Origin of the sequence: Rhodosalinus sp. FB01 (assembly GCF_041365715.1) — a bacterium.
In the GTDB taxonomy this organism is placed as follows: domain Bacteria; phylum Pseudomonadota; class Alphaproteobacteria; order Rhodobacterales; family Rhodobacteraceae; genus Rhodosalinus.
The window spans coordinates 30,127-45,328 of sequence record NZ_JBGFSH010000001.1 but is presented as its reverse complement, the minus strand read 5'-3'; the positions used below and the strand labels follow the sequence as shown (position 1 = coordinate 45,328).

Below are 15,202 nucleotides of genomic sequence, written 5' to 3'. Positions count from 1 at the left end.
CCGGGCGCCCGCCCGAGACAGTTATCGATCGCGACTGCTGCCTCCGTCCCGTTTCCATGCGTCCCTCCCGCGTGGGCGCGGCCGCCGGAGTCGCGGCCCCCTTTGTCCTAGACCTAGCATATCATGCGCACAAAACGAGGGGGCGCGTGAAGATCGGGCCCTCGGGGGAACGGCTCAGGCGTCGCGCTCGGGCGGGAACAGCAGCGACTGGACGGTGTAGACGAGAATCGCCGCGCCGACCGCGCCGGCCGCCGCGACACCGAGCATCACGATCACGTCGATCGGGCCCCCGATATCGGACATGCCCGAATCCGTGATCGCCATCACGAACCACACGGCGGCAACGGCGCCCACGGGCATCGCGAGCTGGGCCGCCAGGAATTTCTGCCAGCTCACCGCGCGGTCGCGGATCAGAACGTAGATATAGCCCAGCGTGACCACCGCCGCGGCGATCACGAGGGCCCAGAACAGCACCGGTCCGAACATTTCCTCGAACACGGCGATCATGGTCTCGAAGGTGAGTTCCTGCATGGGGTATCCTCCTCAGGCCTTGCCGCGCAGCATGGCGTTGTAGGTGGCCTTCAGCGCGACCTCCTTCATGAGCCAGCTGATCCAGAGCTCCTCGAGCGGCGCGATCACGCCGGGAAAGCTCGGGGTGAGGTCGTTGTTGTAGTCGAACTCGATCAGCATGGCCCGGCCCACGCGCGTGATGAGCGGGCAGGAGGTGTAGCCGTTATAGGCCGCGTCCGTCGTGTCGCCCGCGATCTGGGCGACCAGATGCTCTTCCACCACCGGGACCTGCCATTTCACGCTCGCGGCGGTCTTGCCCTTGGGCACGCCGGCCACGTCGCCCACGGCGAAGACGTCGGGGTAGCGGCGGTGGCGCAGGGTCTGCTGGTCCACTTCCACCCAGCCCTGGTCGGTCCACCGGTCGGCCCAGGACAGCCCCGACTGCCGCACGACGTCGGGCGCGCGCATGGGCGGGATCACGTTGGTGAAATCGTAGGGCATCTCCGTGTCGCCTTCGGGCGTGGCGAAGGTCAGCAGCTTCCGGCCGGGGTCGATCGCCTTCAGCACGTGATTCTTGCGCGTCTCGATGCCCTTGTCGTCGAAGAGCATCCGCACCTTTTCGTGCACGATGGGCACGCTGAAATAGCTGCCCGAATGCGCGGCGTAGGTGATCTTCGTATTCGCGCGGTTGCCCTTGCGGCGCGCGTAGTCGTCGGTGAGGAAGGTGTATTTGAGCGGCGCGCCCGCGCATTTCATCTCGGTCGCGGGCCGGAAGAACACCGCCTCCCCGCCCTCATCGGTGAAGCGGTCCATGGCTTGCCATGTCTTAGCGGCATGTTCGGGGCCCGCGTAGACCGCGCCGATGCCGTTCTGGCCCACCATGTCGAGAGAGAAGCCCTCGACCGCGTCCCAGTCTAGCGAGATGCCCGACGCCACGATCAGGTAGTCGTAGTCGAGGCTCTCGCCGCCGGAGAGGCCCACGCGCTTCGCCTCCGGGTCGATCTCGGCGGCGTATTCCGGCCTGAGCGTCACGCCCTGGGGCAGCCATTCGGTGGTCGTGCTGACCGAATATTCCGCCGGTTTCAACCCCGCGGCGATCAGCGTCCAGCCGGGCTGGTACCAATGCTCGGCCCGGCCGTCCACGATGGTGATGCGCGCGCCCTCGAGGCGCTGCACAAGGCGGTTGGCGAGCGAGGTGCCGGCGGCGCCGGCGCCCAGGATGACGATATGGGCGTTCGTGGGCACGCGCGCCTGCGCCTCGGCGCCGGGCCCCGCGAGGGCGAGCGCGCCGGCCCCGGCCGCGAGGCCGAGAAAGCCGCGACGGCTGGCTTTCGGGAGTCGGGTATCGGGCATGTGCATCCTCCGCGTCATATCGCGGCTATGGAATACAACAGCATACCCTTCGTTGATCCAGATCAAGAAAGCTGAGTTTCGCGTGCGTCTTTCGGCGCGTCCTTACGTCACGCCTCGGCCCGGAGCCGACCCGCCGCCTCGATCACCAGCGGGTCGAGGCCCGCGCCGCTGCGCTCGATGAGTGCGAAGAGGTCCTTGCGCATGCGCGGCTCCCAGAAATCGGCAAGGTGTCGGGCCACCTGTGCCGCGCGGTCCGCGTCGTGTTGCGAGTGGAAGAAGGTGGCGATCTGGTTCGCCATGCGGACGAGTTTTTCCTCGGTCATTCGATCGCTCCCTCGGTCAGTCGGTGCGGGTGGGCGTAAACCCGCGCGGTGTGCTTGAGCCCGGCCAAGAGCGTCAACCCCGCGGCCTCGGCCATCTCGACGGCGAGCGCGGTGGGCGCGGAGACGGCGACAACAGCCTCGGCGCCCATCGCGGCGGCCTTTTGCACCATCTCCACCGACACGCGGGAGGTCAGCACCACGGCGCGGCCGCGCCCCGTCTCGCCGGCGGCGAGGCAGGCGCCCGCCACCTTGTCGAGCGCGTTGTGCCGGCCCACGTCCTCGCGCGGGAAGAGGAGACCGCGCCCCGGTTCCCAGAGCGCGGCGGCGTGCATGGCATGGGTCGCGTCATGGCCCGGCTGGCGCCGGCGCAGCGCCTCCGGCGCGGCGCGCAGGTCGCGGGCCGACAGGCGCAGCGAACCGGTGGCGACCTGCGCGGCGGGGCGAAGCGCCGCCTCGATCGAGTCGATTCCGCAGAGCCCGCAGCCCACCGGCCCCGTCATCGCGCGCCGGCGCGCGGCGAGCCGCCCCGCCGCCGCCTCGGGCAGCCACATCCGCGCCTCGAACCCGCGCCCGTGGTCGACGATCTCGATTTCCTCGATCTCGTCGGCCGCCGTGACGATCCCCTCGGTCAGCGAGAAGCCTCGCGCGAAATCCTCCAGATCGCGCGGCGTGGCCATCATCACCGCCTGCGTCTCGCCGTTGTAGACGAGCGCCACGGGTACCTCGTCCGCCAGCGGCAGGGCCGCCCGGGGGCCGATCTCGATGCGCGGATCGCGGGTCATGTCACTCCGCCGCCGGCAGCACGCGGCGTGCCCGGTCCGCCATGGCCGCGTAGTCCTCCTGCCACTCCGTCGGCCCGTTCGAGGGGCTCACCTGCACAGCCGTCACCTTGTATTCCGGGCAGTTGGTCGCCCAGTCGGAATAGTCGGTCGTCACCACGTTGGCCTGCGTGTCGGGGTGGTGGAAGGTGGTGTAGACCACGCCCGACGCCATCCGCTCTGTCAGGTGCGCGCGCAGCGAGGTCTCGCCCTTGCGGGACGCGATCTTCACCCACTGGCCCTCGCGGATGCCACGCAGTTCGGCGTCGTTGGGGTGGATTTCCAGCACGTCCTCTTCATGCCACACCGTGTTCGCGGTGCGCCGGGTCTGGGCGCCCACGTTGTACTGGCTGAGGATCCGCCCGGTGGTGAGCAGAAGCGGGAAGCGCGGGCCGGTCCGCTCTTCGGTGGGCACGTATTCGGTCAGCACGAACTTGCCCTTGCCGCGCACGAAGCCGTCGATGTGCATCACCGGCGAGCCCTCGGGCCTGGCCTCGTTGCAGGGCCACTGGACGGACCCCTTTTCCTCGAGCACCGCGTAGGAGACGCCGGCGAAGGAGGGGGTGGTGGCGGCGATCTCGTCCATGACCTCGGCGGGATGCGTGTAATCCCAGTCCGCGCCCATGGCGTTCGCCAGCATCTGGGTGATCTCCCAGTCGGCGAACCCGTTCTTCGGCTCCATCACCTTGCGAACGCGGTTGATCCGGCGCTCGGCGTTGGTGAAGGTGCCGTCCTTCTCCAGGAAGGTGGAGCCCGGCAGGAAGACATGCGCGTAGTTCGCGGTCTCGTTCAGGAAGAGATCGTGGACGATCACGCACTCCATCGCGGCAAGGCCCGCGGCGACGTGGTGCGTGTCGGGATCGGATTGCAGGATGTCCTCGCCCTGGATGTAGATGCCGCGGAACTCGCCCGAGACGGCCGCGTCCAGCATGTTGGGGATGCGCAGGCCCGGCTCGGGGTCGATCGTCGCGCCCCAGATCCGCTCGAACACCTCCCGCGCCGCCTCGTCCGAGACATGGCGGTAGCCCGGCAGCTCATGCGGGAAGGAGCCCATGTCGCAGGCGCCCTGCACGTTGTTCTGGCCCCGGAGCGGGTTCACGCCCACGCCCGGCCGGCCGATGTTGCCGGTCGCCATGGCGAGGTTCGCGATCGCCATCACGGTGGTGGAGCCCTGGGAGTGCTCGGTCACGCCGAGCCCGTAGTAGATCGCCCCGTTGCCGCCCGTGGCATAGAGCCGGGCCGCGGCGCGGAGCTCGGCCGCCGGCACGCCGGTGAGCGCCTCGGTGGCCTCGGGCGCGTGCCGGTCCTCGGCGACGAAGCCCGCCCAGTCCTGGAACTCGTCCCAGTCGCAGCGCTCGCGCACGAAGCCCTCGTCCACCAGACCCTCGGTCACGATGACATGGGCCAGGGCGGTCAGCACCGCCACATTGGTTCCCGGGCGCAGCGGCAGGTGATGCGCGGCCTCGATATGGGGCGTGCGCACGAGGTCGATCCGGCGTGGGTCGACGACGATGAGCTTCGCGCCCGCGCGCAGGCGCTTCTTGAGCCGCGATGCGAAGACCGGGTGCCCGTCGGTCGGATTGGCGCCGATCACCAGCACGACATCGGTGTGCTCCACCGAGTCGAAATCCTGCGTGCCCGCGGAGGTGCCGAAGGTGGTCTTGAGCCCGTAGCCCGTGGGCGAGTGGCAGACCCGCGCGCAGGTGTCGGTGTTGTTGTTGCCGAAGACGGCGCGGATCATCTTCTGGACGAGGTAGGTCTCCTCGTTGGTGCAGCGGCTCGACGTGATGCCGCCGATGGCCTGGCGCCCGTGCGCCTCCTGGATGCCGCGCAGGCGCCCGGCGGCGAAGGACAGCGCCTCGTCCCAGGACACCTCGCGCCAGGGTTCGTCGATCGTCTCGCGGATCATCGGGTTCAGGATGCGGTCGGGGTGGCTCGCATAGCCGTAGGCGAAGCGGCCCTTCACGCAGGAATGCCCCCGGTTCGCCTTGCCCTGCTTCCAGGGCACCATGCGCACGAGCTGGTCGCCGTTCAGCTGCGCCTCGAAGGAGCATCCCACCCCGCAATAGGCGCAGGTGGTCACGACCTTGCGCTCGGGCGTGCCGAGCTCGATCACGGATTTCTCCTGCAGCGTCGCCGTCGGGCAGGCCTGCACGCAGGCGCCGCAGCTCACGCATTCAGAGTTCAGGAAATCGTCGCCCGCCATGCCCGCCGACACGCGGCTGTCGAAGCCGCGGCCCTCGATGGTCAGCGCGAAGGTGCCCTGCACCTCCTCGCAGGCGCGCACGCAGCGTGAGCAGACGATGCATTTCGACGGATCGTAGGTGAAATAGGGATTGCTCTCGTCCTTGGGCAGGTAGCGCGGGTTCGCCTCGCCGTTCGAGCGCGCGACGACATGGTTCTCGCCCTCGTAGCCGTAGCGCACGTCGCGCAGGCCCACCGCGCCGGCCATGTCCTGCAATTCGCAGTCGCCGTTCGCGGCGCAGGTCAGGCAGTCGAGCGGGTGGTCGGAGATGTAGAGCTCCATCACCCCCTTGCGGAGCTTCTGCACCTTGGGCGTCTGGGTGCGCACCACCATCCCCTCGGCCACCGGCGTGGTGCAGGAAGCAGGCGTGCCGCGCCGCCCCTCGATCTCCACCACGCAGAGCCGGCAGGAGCCGAAGGCCTCCAGGCTGTCGGTCGCGCAAAGCTTCGGCACCTGGATGCCCGCCTCGGCGGCCGCGCGCATGATGGAGGTGCCCTCGGGCACCGTGACGGCGATCCCGTCCACGCTGAGCGTCACCGGCGCGCCGGTTTTCGCCGGCGTGCCCTTGTCCGCGTCGTCCCAGGGAATGACGAAATCCTTCATTCGCCCAGTTCCTTCTTCTTGGCCCAAATACTCAGGGGAGACGTCAGTGCCGCGCCAGCTCTCCGCGCGGCGAAACCGGCCCCGGGTCTCATTCCGCGGCCTCCCGCGCGGCGCCGAACTCCTCGGGGAAGTGGCGCAGCGCGCTCATCACGGGGTAGGGGGTGAACCCGCCCAGCGCGCAGAGCGAGCCGTCCTTCATCGTCTCGCAGAGGTCGGCGAGCAGCTCCACCGCCGCACCGTCGCCGGCGCGGATGCGCTCGAGCGTCTCGACCCCGCGCACCGCGCCGATCCGGCAGGGGGTGCACTTGCCGCAGCTCTCCACGGCGCAGAACTCCATGGCGAAGCGCGCCATCTCCAGCATGTCGGCGCTCTCGTCGAAGACCACGATGCCCGCATGGCCGATGAGCCCGCCCTGGCCGTCGAATTCCTCGTAGCCGAAGGGCGTGTCGAACTGGGAGGCGTGCATGTAGGCGCCGAGCGGCCCGCCCACCTGCACCGCCTTCACCGGCCGCCCCGAGGCGGTGCCGCCCGCGATCTCCTCGACGAGGGTTCCGAGCGGCATGCCGAAGGCGGTCTCGAACAGCCCGCCGCGCGCCACGTTGCCCGCGATCTGCACCGGGATCGTGCCCTTCGACCGGCCGAGCCCGAAATCGGCGTAGAACGCCGCGCCCTTCTCGAAGATGACCGGCACGGTGGCGAGGCTGATGACGTTGTTGACCACCGTGGGCCGGCCGAGGAAGCCCTCGAGCGCCGGGAGCGGCGGCTTCGCGCGCACGATGCCGCGCTTGCCCTCGAGTGAGTTCAGCAGAGAGGTCTCCTCGCCGCAGACATAGGCGCCCGCGCCCACGCGGATCTCCATGTCGAAGGCGCGGCCGGAGCCGAGCAGGTCGTCGCCCAGCACGCCCGCCGCGCGGGCGCAGCGCACCGCCTCCTCCATCACCTCGATGGCGTCGGGGTATTCCGAGCGGAGGTAGACGTAGCCACGCGTGGCGCCCGTGCCGAGCCCGGCGATCGCCATGCCCTCGATCAGGCAGAACGGGTCACCCTCCATGATCATGCGGTCGGCGAAAGTGCCGCTGTCGCCCTCGTCGGCGTTGCAGACGATGTATTTCTGCGGGCCCTCGGCGTTCAGGACGGTGTTCCACTTGATCCCCGTGGGAAAGCCCGCGCCGCCCCGTCCGCGAAGCCCGCTCTCGGTCACTTCCTGGACGATCTCCGCGGCCGTCATCCCGAGCGCACGGCGCAGCCCGGCAAGCCCGCCATGGGCCTCGTACTGGCCAAGGTCGAGCGGGTCGATCACGCCGCAGCGCTGGAAGGTGAGCCGGGTCTGCCGCTTCATCCAGTCGAGCTCTTCCACGGGCCCCAGCGCCTTGGGGTGGGCATCCGCGGTCTCGAAGAGCGCCGGCACATCCGCCGCCGTCATCGGTCCGAAGCCGTGGCGCTGGCCGTCGCACTCGATCTCGAGAAGCGGCTCCAGCCAGATCATGCCGCGCGCGCCCGTGCGAACGAGCTCGAACGGAACGTCGCGGCGGTCGGCCTCGGCGCGCAGGGCTTGCGCCACGGCCTCGGCGCCGAGCGCCTTCGCGGCGGCGTCGCGGGGCAGATAGACCTTCATGCGTCGCGCTCCTTCACCGTGGCCTCGATCCGCGCCGCGTCCGCGCGCCCGACGATCTCGCCGTCCACCATCGCCGCCGGGCCGCAGGCGCAGAGCCCGAGGCAATAGACCGGCTCCAGCGTCACGGCGCCGTCCGCCCGCGTCTCGCCCATGGCGACGCCGAGGCGCGCCTCGGCCTCCGCGGCGAGCGCGTCCGCGCCCACGGCCTTGCAGGCCTCGGAGCGGCAGAGCTTCACGACCCTGCGGCCGGCGGGCGCCTCGCGGAAGTCGTGGTAGAAACTCACCACCCCGTGCACCTCGGCGCGGGTAAGGTTGAGCCTGTCGGCGATGGCCGGGATCATCTCGGCGGGGATGTGGCCCCACTCCGCCTGAACGTCGTGCAGGATGGGCAAAAGCGGCCCCTCGCGCCCGGCATGGGAGCGCACGATCTCGTCGAGCCGGGCGAGGCGCGGATTGGCGGCGGCGTCGAGGGCCATGAGGCGCACTCCTTGGCGATCTTCTCGCTCCGCGGATGCCGCGGACGGCGCTGCGGTTCAATGTCGCAGTTTCGTCGTTTGATAGGTATCTTCTATCAAGCGGTCGCAAACCCCTCGCATCACGTCGCGCAGGGGATTTCGGTCGCGAAAGGGTGAACGGAGACGAGGCCATGATCGACAAGCTGGAGATGTTCATCGCGCTCGCGCACGAGCAGCATTTCGGCCGCGCGGCGGAGGAATGCGGCGTGACGCAGCCCACGCTCTCGGCCGGGATCAAGCAGCTCGAGGACCAGCTCGGCGTGATGCTGGTCTGGCGCGGGTCGCGCTTCCAGGGGCTCACGCCGGAAGGCCAGCGCGTGCTCGACTGGGCGCGGCGCATCGTGGCCGACAGCCGCGCCATGCGCGCCGAGATGCGCGCGGCGCGGCAGGGGCTTTCGGGCAACCTGCGCCTCGCGGTGATCCCCACCGCGCTTTCCACGGTGGAGCGGCTGACCACGCCGTTCCGCACGCGGCATCCCAACGTGCGCTTCTCGATCTACTCGCGCAGCTCGGCGGAGATCCTCGCTATGCTCGACGACCTCGAGGCGGAGGCGGGCATCACCTACCTCGACAACGAGCCGCTGGGGCGCGTGGCCTCCGTCCCGCTCTACCGCGAACGCTACATGGCCGTCGCGCCCGAGGGCGGGCCGCTTGCGGGGCGGGCGCGGCTGGGCTGGGCGGAGCTTGCCGACCTGCCGCTCGCGCTCCTGACGCCCGACATGCAGAACCGGCGGATCGTCAACCAGCACATGGCCGAGGCCGGGCGCACCGCCGACCCCGTTCTGGAGGCGAGCTCGGTGGTCACGCTGGTCAGCCATGTCCGCGCGGGCGGCCTCGCCACGGTGCTGCCGAGCCGCCTGGCGGAGCTCTTCGGCGCGATGGGCGGGCTGCAGTCGGTGCCGCTCGTGGCGCCCGAGGCCGAGCATCTGATCGGGCTCGTCGCGCCCGAGCGCGACCCGACGACGCCGGTCATCGCGGCGCTCCTCGACCAGGCGCGCAAGGTGTCCGAGTGCGGCGGCTGACCGGACATTTCCCTTGCCCGCGCGGGCATATGTTTTATGACGGTGCGACGCCCGCGGGCACGGTCCGCGGGCACGGAACCAAGGGAGGATCCAATGAAAACGCTTCTTTCGACCGCAATCGCGGCGAGTGTCGCGGCCGGCGCGGCCGTCGCGCAGGACTATGACCGCACCGGCTGGCCCGACAGCTTTACCGTCGGCACGGCGAGCCAGGGCGGCACCTATTTCGCCTACGGCTCGGGCTGGGCCAATCTCGTGGCCGAGGAGCTCGGTCTTTCCGGCGGCGGCGAAGTCACGGGCGGCCCGATGCAGAACATGGCGCTGGTGCACACCGGCGACGCCGCCTTCGGCATGACGACGATGGGCCCGGCCGCAGAGTCCATGGCCGGCGACAACCCGATCGCCCCCGGCCTTCAGATGACCAACGCCTGCGCGATGTTCCCGATGTACCAGACGCCGTTCTCGATCACGGCGCTGTCGTCCTCGGGCATCTCGTCGATCTCCGACATCCCGGACGGCGCGCGCATCGGCTTCGGCCCGGCGGGCTCCACCTCCGACACCTATTTCCCGCGCATGATGGAAGAGCTCGGCGTGAACTTCGACCGCCGCAACGGCGGCTGGTCGGATCTCGGCGGCCAGCTTCAGGACGGGCTTCTCGACGTGATCGCCTTCGCGGCCGGCGTGCCCGTCCCGGCGGTGAGCCAGCTCGAGGTGCAGACCGACATCAACATCATCGAGTTCACCGAGGAGGAGCAGGCGACCATCCTCGAGGCGTTCCCGGTCTCGCAATTCGAGATCGCGGCGGACACCTACCAGACCCTCGAGGCGCCGGCGCGCTCGGTCTCGATGTGGAACTTCGCCATCGCCAACTGCGACCTTCCCGAGGAGTTCGTCTATGCGGCGACCGACGTGGTGATGTCCGACAACGAGCGGATGGTGAACATCCACCGCGCGGCGCGGTCGACGATCCCGGAGAACTGGGACAAGAACAACGTGCTCATGTGGCACCCGGGCGCGGCGCGCTGGTTCAAGGAGAACGCGGACGCCGATATCCCGGACGACATGATCCACGGGATGTAAGCAACACCCGAGACTCTGCGGGCCGCGTCCGGAAGGGATGCGGCCCGCGCCTTCGCGCGTCGCGCGGGGCCATCGCCCGCGCGACGTTGCCCGCCCAGACCGCATGACGGACGAGGCCCATGAGCTCCCAGCCCGCAATCGATCCCCAGCAGGTCATCGCCGAAGGCGTCGACGAAGAGCCGGTCGAGAAGAACCGCCGCCTCTACACGGGCGCCGCCTACACCTTCGTAACGGTGTTCTCGGGGCTTTACGCGGCCTTCCACATGGCCGCGCTAAACGGGATTTCGGTCGAGGCCCTGACCGGCGTCGAGATCCCGTTCCTGCCGCAATTCCCCATGGAGACGTGGAATTTCCGGATCGTGCACATCGCGGGGGCGCTCGTGATCGGGTTCCTGCTCTACGCCTCGGCGAGTTTCCGCGACGAGGAAATGCGCGAGACGCCGCTGCTGGGTGGCCTCGCCATCCTGCTCATGGCGCCCGCGCTCTTCTCGCTGGGCGCGGGCGTCTGGTTCGCGACCCTCATCCGCGACGGGCTGATGTGGAACGGCATCGACGAGACGCTGCGCTTCCGCGAGATCTGGTATTTCGGCGTGCCGCTGCTGGTGGCCACCTTCGGCGGCATCCTGATCGGCTGGGCGCACCGGCGCCGCCGGTCGGCGTTTGCCGCGCCGGACATCCTTCTGGGGATCTGCGCGGTCTCGGTCGCGGTCTACCTGGTGACGATCTACGGCACCCTGATGCGCAACTCCACGGGCACGCCCTTCGCGCCCATCGGCATCTCGATCGCCGCGGTGGCGGGCACCGCCCTCATCATGGAGCTGACGCGGCGCGCGGCGGGCCTCGCCCTCGTGATCATCGCCGGCGTCTTCCTCGCCTATGTCTTCACCGGCCAGTACATGCCGGGCTTCCTCAATTCTCCCGCGGTGAGCTGGCAGCGCTTCTTCAGCCAGGTCTACACCGATGCGGGCATCCTCGGGCCGACCACGGCGGTGAGCTCGACCTACATCATCCTTTTCATCATCTTCGCCGCCTTCCTTCAGGCATCGAAGGTGGGCGACTACTTCGTGAACTTCGCCTTCGCCGCGGCGGGCCGTGCGCGCGGCGGGCCGGCCAAGGTGGCGATCTTCGCCTCGGGCCTCATGGGCATGATCAACGGCACCTCGGCGGGCAACGTGGTGGCCACCGGCTCGCTCACCATCCCGTTGATGAAGAAGGTGGGCTACAAGAAGCAGACCTCGGGCGCGGTGGAGGCCGCGGCCTCCACCGGCGGGCAGATCATGCCGCCCATCATGGGCGCGGGCGCCTTCATCATGGCCGAGATCACGGGCATCCCCTACCAGGAGATCGCCATCGCCGCGATCATCCCCGCGGTACTCTACTTCGTGTCGGTCTACTTCATGGTCGACTTCGAGGCGGCGAAGCTCGGGATGCGGGGGATGCGCGACGACGAGCTGCCGCGCCTCGGCGATATGGCGCGCCGCGCCTTCCTGTTCCTGCCGATCGTGATCCTCATCGCGGCGCTCTTCATGGGATACTCGGTGATCCGCGCGGGCACCTACGCCACCGTCGCCGCCGCGGTGGTGAGCTGGCTCACCCCCTACCGGATGGGCCTCAAATCCGTCGGCAAGGCGTTTGAGATCGCCGGCACCATGTCGATCCAGATCATCACGGTCTGCGCCTGCGCGGGCATCATCGTTGGGGTGATTTCGCTCACCGGGGTGGGGGCGCGGTTCTCGAACCTGCTGCTGGGCCTCGCCGGCGTGAGCCAGCTTCTCGCGCTCTTCTTCGCGATGTGCATCGCGATCCTGCTCGGCATGGGGATGCCCACCACGGCGGCCTACGCGGTGGCGGCCTCGGTGGTGGCGCCGGGGCTCGTCAATCTCGGCATTCCGACGCTCACCGCGCATTTCTTCGTGTTCTACTTCGCGGTGCTCTCGGCGATCACGCCGCCCGTGGCGCTGGCGAGCTACGCGGCGGCGGGCATCTCGGGCGCCAACCCGATGGAGACCTCGGTCGCCTCCTTCAAGATCGGCATCGCCGCCTTCGTCGTGCCCTTCATGTTCTTCTACAACTCCGCCCTGCTCATGGACGGGACTTGGCCCGAGGGGGGGCGCGCGGCGCTCACCGCGACCGGGGGCGTGTTCCTGCTCTCCTCAGGGGTGCAGGGCTGGTTCCTCGGCGCGCGCGCGGCCTGGATGGTGCGCCTTGCCATCCTGGTGGCGGCGCTTTTCATGATCGAAGGGGGGTGGCTCACCGACCTGATCGGCATCGGGCTGGCCGCGGCGGGCTTCTTCATCCAGCGCGTCTTCCACCCGGATCCCGACGCGCCCATCGAGGTGCGCGGCGCGGACTGAGGGGCGCGCCCAAACGCCGCCGGGATCAGGCCCCGGGCCACACCGAGGCGCGGGCCGGAGGCATCCCGCGGCGTTTGCGAGCGGCAGGTCCGGCGTCGCTCTGACCGCGCCGTCGCGCGACGGCAAGGAGGCGGCCCCGGCGCTGGCCGTCCCGCTCAGGTCCGTTCGACCAGGGCCGCCGCCTCGGCGGGCTGCGCGTCGATCCCGGCCCAGGGATCCTCGGTCTGGCCCAATCGGCGGAAGATGTTGGCGACGGTGTATTTTCGGGGTGTCATGTCGCCCGAGAGCGCCTCCTTCCAGGTGAGCGGCGTGGCGACGGGCGCGCCCGGGCGCGCGCGCACCGCATAGGGCGCGACGGCGGTCTGCCCGTAGGCGTTTCGCAGCCAGTCGAGGAACACCCGGTCGCCGCGGGACGCCTTGCGCTGCGCCACCGTGGCGAGGGCGGGGGCGTCTTCGGCCACGGCCTCCGCCAGCCTCCGCGCGGCGGCGCGCACGGGGTCGAAGGGCGCGGAGCCGTCGAGCGGGACCACCAGATGCAGCCCGCGCGAGCCGGTGGTCTGCACGAAGACGGGAAGATCCAGCGCCTCGAGCCGGGCGCGAAGCCGCTCGGCCGCCTCCTGCACCTTGCCGAAATCGTCGTCGGAGGGGTCGAGGTCGAAGATCAGCCGGTCTGGGCGGTCCGGCGCGTCGGCGCGGGCGAGCGCGAGGTGTGGCGTGATGCAGCCCTGGTTGGCGATGTAGACGAGGGTCGCGGCCTCGTTGGCGAGGATGTGGGTGACGGTCCCGCCTTCCTTGGGCAGGTTCGCGCGCGCGATCCAGTCGGGGAAGTGGCCGGGGATGTCCTTCTGAAAGAAGCCGTCCTCGCCGATCCCGTCCGGGAAGCGGTGCATCGTGAGCGCACGCTCCCGCCAGTGCGGCAGGGCGATGCCGGCGATCCGCCGGTAATGGTCCACGAGGTCGCCCTTGGTGATCCCGTCATCCGGGAAGAACACCTTGTCGAGGTTCGAGAGCGCGATCTCGCGCCCGTCCACGGTGATCGTCTTCTCGCTCATGCCGCCGGGCGCTCGCGCGTGACGTCGCGCGGGTCCTTGTCGTCGCGCAGCCCGAGAAAGCGGGGATGGCGCAGCTTGCCGTGGGAGGTCCACTCGGTGAAGCCGATCTCGGCCACGAGCTCCGGCGAGACCCAGGTCACGCCGTCGCCCGCGGGTGGGTCGTCGAAGGGCGCCGTCTTGCGGGAGAGCCCGTCGAGCTTCTGCCGGAAGCTTTCGAGGAACGCGTCGTCGAACCCCGTGCCCACCTTGCCCGCGTAGCGCAGCGCGCCGTCCTCGTAGTAGCCCACGAGCAGCGCGCCGAAGCCCTTGCGGCTGCCCTCGGGCTCGGTGAAGCCGCCGATCACCAGCTCCTGCCCGTTCGCGCACTTGAACTTCAGCCAGTCCCGCGAGCGGCTGTGGACGTAAGGCGCGTCCGCGCGCTTGGCGATGACGCCTTCCCAGCCCTTGTCGCAGGCCTCGCGGAAGAAGGCCTCGCCCTCCTCGACGCGATGGGGCGTGAAGCGGATCGGGTCGGCGAAACCGAAGGCGCGCTTCAGCACCGATTTTCGCGCGCGCAGGGGCAGGGCGGTCAGGTCCTGCCCGTCGAGGTGCAGCAGATCGAAGAGGTAGTAGAAGACGCGCACATCGCTTTGCCGCGCCGCCTCGGCGTCCTTGATCTGCATGCGGGCCTGAAGCCGGGAGAAGCTCGTGACGCCGCCCTCGAAGGCGACGATCTCGCCGTCGGCCACGAAGTCTTCCGGCGTCGCCGTGCCGAGCGCCTCGGCGATTTCCGGGTAGGTCTGGCCCAGATCCTTGCGGTTCCGGGTGAGCAGGCGGACGCGGTCGCCGTCCCGGAAGGCGAGGGCGCGCTCGCCGTCGAGCTTGCGCTCGTAAAGCCAGCCGGGATCGGAGAAAAGGTCGTCGGTGAGCGTGGCCAGCATCGGCGCCGTCCAGTCCGGGTGGGGCGCGTCCCGAAGCGCGTCCCGCTCCGTGTCGGAGAGCGCGTCGAAGGGGCCACTCACCGCTCCGCCCCCGCGTCGGCGATCTCGTCGAGATCGCGGCCCGAGAGCACCGAAAGCGGCTCGGTGGAGACGGGGTTGCGCCGCGCGTCGGCCGCCTCGTCGTCCATCTTCACGAGAAGCCAGCGCGCGTCCTCGCCCGACCCCGTGCGCTGAAACGCGTAGCCGCCCTGCAGCTTCTCGCCATGGAGTCGCACCAGCACGTGGCCGTCCTCGATCGCCTCGGCCATGGGGCGCAGGCCGTCCTCCTTCTCGGTGATGTTCTCGTAGGGCCCCGTGTCCCAGACGAGCACCGTGCCCGCGCCGTATTCGCCCTCGGGGATCACGCCTTCGAAATCGGCGTAGTCGAGCGGATGGTCCTCGGTGGGCAGCGCCAGGCGCTTCTCGCCCGGATCGGTGGAGGGACCCTTGGGCACCACCCAGGATTTCAGCACGCCGTCGACCTCGAGACGGACGTCGTAGTGGAGCGTGGAGGCGTCGTGCTTCTGGATCACGAAACGCGGAGCGTTTTCGGACATGCTGCCGCCTCCCTCGGGTTCTGGGCTTTTCGAGAAATCCCGCCGCGCGCGGTATCGGGCCAGCCGGTCGCTTTCCCGGCTCATCGCGCGCCCCACGCAGGCGCGCCCCGCCTTGCCACGTCCTCGCCGATCATGGGTTTAGTCTACGGCGCAGGGCCGTCGCCATCAATGCCGTCGCGCGACCGCGCGCGTCGGCGCC

Annotated in this window: 13 protein-coding genes; 3 read left to right on the top strand and 10 right to left on the bottom strand. The window is 69.8% G+C overall.

The features are described from left to right. Positions 1-174 precede the first annotated feature (174 nt). The 7 genes from AB6A65_RS00195 to AB6A65_RS00165 all read right to left on the bottom strand — a co-directional run bounded on the left by AB6A65_RS00195 (position 175) and on the right by AB6A65_RS00165 (position 7,943). Positions 175-531, bottom strand: a complete 357-nt coding sequence (locus AB6A65_RS00195; RefSeq protein WP_371036336.1) for a DUF5368 domain-containing protein — start codon at positions 529-531, stop codon at positions 175-177. A 12-nt stretch (positions 532-543) separates the two neighbouring features. Beyond that, complete coding sequence (locus AB6A65_RS00190; protein WP_371036335.1) at positions 544-1,863, bottom strand: NAD(P)/FAD-dependent oxidoreductase; 1,320 nt, start codon at positions 1,861-1,863, stop codon at positions 544-546. 107 nt (positions 1,864-1,970) lie between these two features. Further along, positions 1,971-2,186: a formate dehydrogenase subunit delta gene (locus tag AB6A65_RS00185; RefSeq protein WP_371036334.1), complete on the bottom strand. Its 216-nt coding sequence runs from the start codon at positions 2,184-2,186 to the stop codon at positions 1,971-1,973. Next, positions 2,183-2,968, bottom strand: coding sequence for a formate dehydrogenase accessory sulfurtransferase FdhD (fdhD, locus tag AB6A65_RS00180; protein ID WP_371036333.1), 786 nt, complete (start codon positions 2,966-2,968; stop codon positions 2,183-2,185). The genes AB6A65_RS00185 and fdhD overlap by 4 nt, the downstream gene beginning before the upstream one ends. A gap of 1 nt (position 2,969) precedes the next feature. Further along, positions 2,970-5,852, bottom strand: coding sequence for a formate dehydrogenase subunit alpha (gene fdhF, locus AB6A65_RS00175; RefSeq protein ID WP_371036332.1), 2,883 nt, complete (start codon positions 5,850-5,852; stop codon positions 2,970-2,972). A gap of 88 nt (positions 5,853-5,940) precedes the next feature. Next, positions 5,941-7,467, bottom strand: a complete 1,527-nt coding sequence (locus AB6A65_RS00170) for an NADH-ubiquinone oxidoreductase-F iron-sulfur binding region domain-containing protein (RefSeq protein ID WP_371036331.1) — start codon at positions 7,465-7,467, stop codon at positions 5,941-5,943. Continuing rightward, positions 7,464-7,943 carry a formate dehydrogenase subunit gamma gene (locus AB6A65_RS00165; protein WP_371036330.1) on the bottom strand — a complete coding sequence of 160 codons (480 nt, stop codon included), beginning with the start codon at positions 7,941-7,943 and terminating at the stop codon, positions 7,464-7,466. The genes AB6A65_RS00170 and AB6A65_RS00165 overlap by 4 nt, the downstream gene beginning before the upstream one ends. A 170-nt stretch (positions 7,944-8,113) precedes the next feature. On the opposite strand from AB6A65_RS00165, the gene AB6A65_RS00160 reads away from it, so the two are divergent. The 3 genes from AB6A65_RS00160 (at position 8,114) to AB6A65_RS00150 (ending at position 12,435) form a co-directional block, all read left to right on the top strand. After that, positions 8,114-9,004 (top strand): LysR family transcriptional regulator, encoded by an 891-nt coding sequence (locus tag AB6A65_RS00160; protein WP_371036329.1) that lies wholly within the window; start codon positions 8,114-8,116, stop codon positions 9,002-9,004. Between the two features lie 93 nt (positions 9,005-9,097). Then, entirely contained in the window at positions 9,098-10,081 is a 984-nt protein-coding gene (locus tag AB6A65_RS00155) for a TAXI family TRAP transporter solute-binding subunit (protein WP_371036328.1), read from the top strand. A gap of 119 nt (positions 10,082-10,200) precedes the next feature. Next, positions 10,201-12,435 (top strand): TRAP transporter permease, encoded by a 2,235-nt coding sequence (locus tag AB6A65_RS00150; RefSeq protein WP_371036327.1) that lies wholly within the window; start codon positions 10,201-10,203, stop codon positions 12,433-12,435. A gap of 155 nt (positions 12,436-12,590) precedes the next feature. Here the strand turns inward: AB6A65_RS00150 and ligD (AB6A65_RS00145) are convergent, their stop codons facing one another. The 3 genes from ligD (AB6A65_RS00145) to AB6A65_RS00135 are packed head-to-tail and all read right to left on the bottom strand — an operon-like array spanning position 12,591 to position 15,087. Beyond that, positions 12,591-13,487 carry a non-homologous end-joining DNA ligase gene (gene ligD, locus AB6A65_RS00145; RefSeq protein WP_371036326.1) on the bottom strand — a complete coding sequence of 299 codons (897 nt, stop codon included), beginning with the start codon at positions 13,485-13,487 and terminating at the stop codon, positions 12,591-12,593. Further along, complete coding sequence (gene ligD / locus AB6A65_RS00140) at positions 13,484-14,488, bottom strand: non-homologous end-joining DNA ligase (protein WP_371036325.1); 1,005 nt, start codon at positions 14,486-14,488, stop codon at positions 13,484-13,486. The genes ligD (AB6A65_RS00145) and ligD (AB6A65_RS00140) overlap by 4 nt, the downstream gene beginning before the upstream one ends. Beyond that, complete coding sequence (locus AB6A65_RS00135) at positions 14,485-15,087, bottom strand: DNA polymerase ligase N-terminal domain-containing protein (protein ID WP_371036324.1); 603 nt, start codon at positions 15,085-15,087, stop codon at positions 14,485-14,487. The genes ligD (AB6A65_RS00140) and AB6A65_RS00135 overlap by 4 nt, the downstream gene beginning before the upstream one ends. Positions 15,088-15,202: the final 115 nt, after the last annotated feature.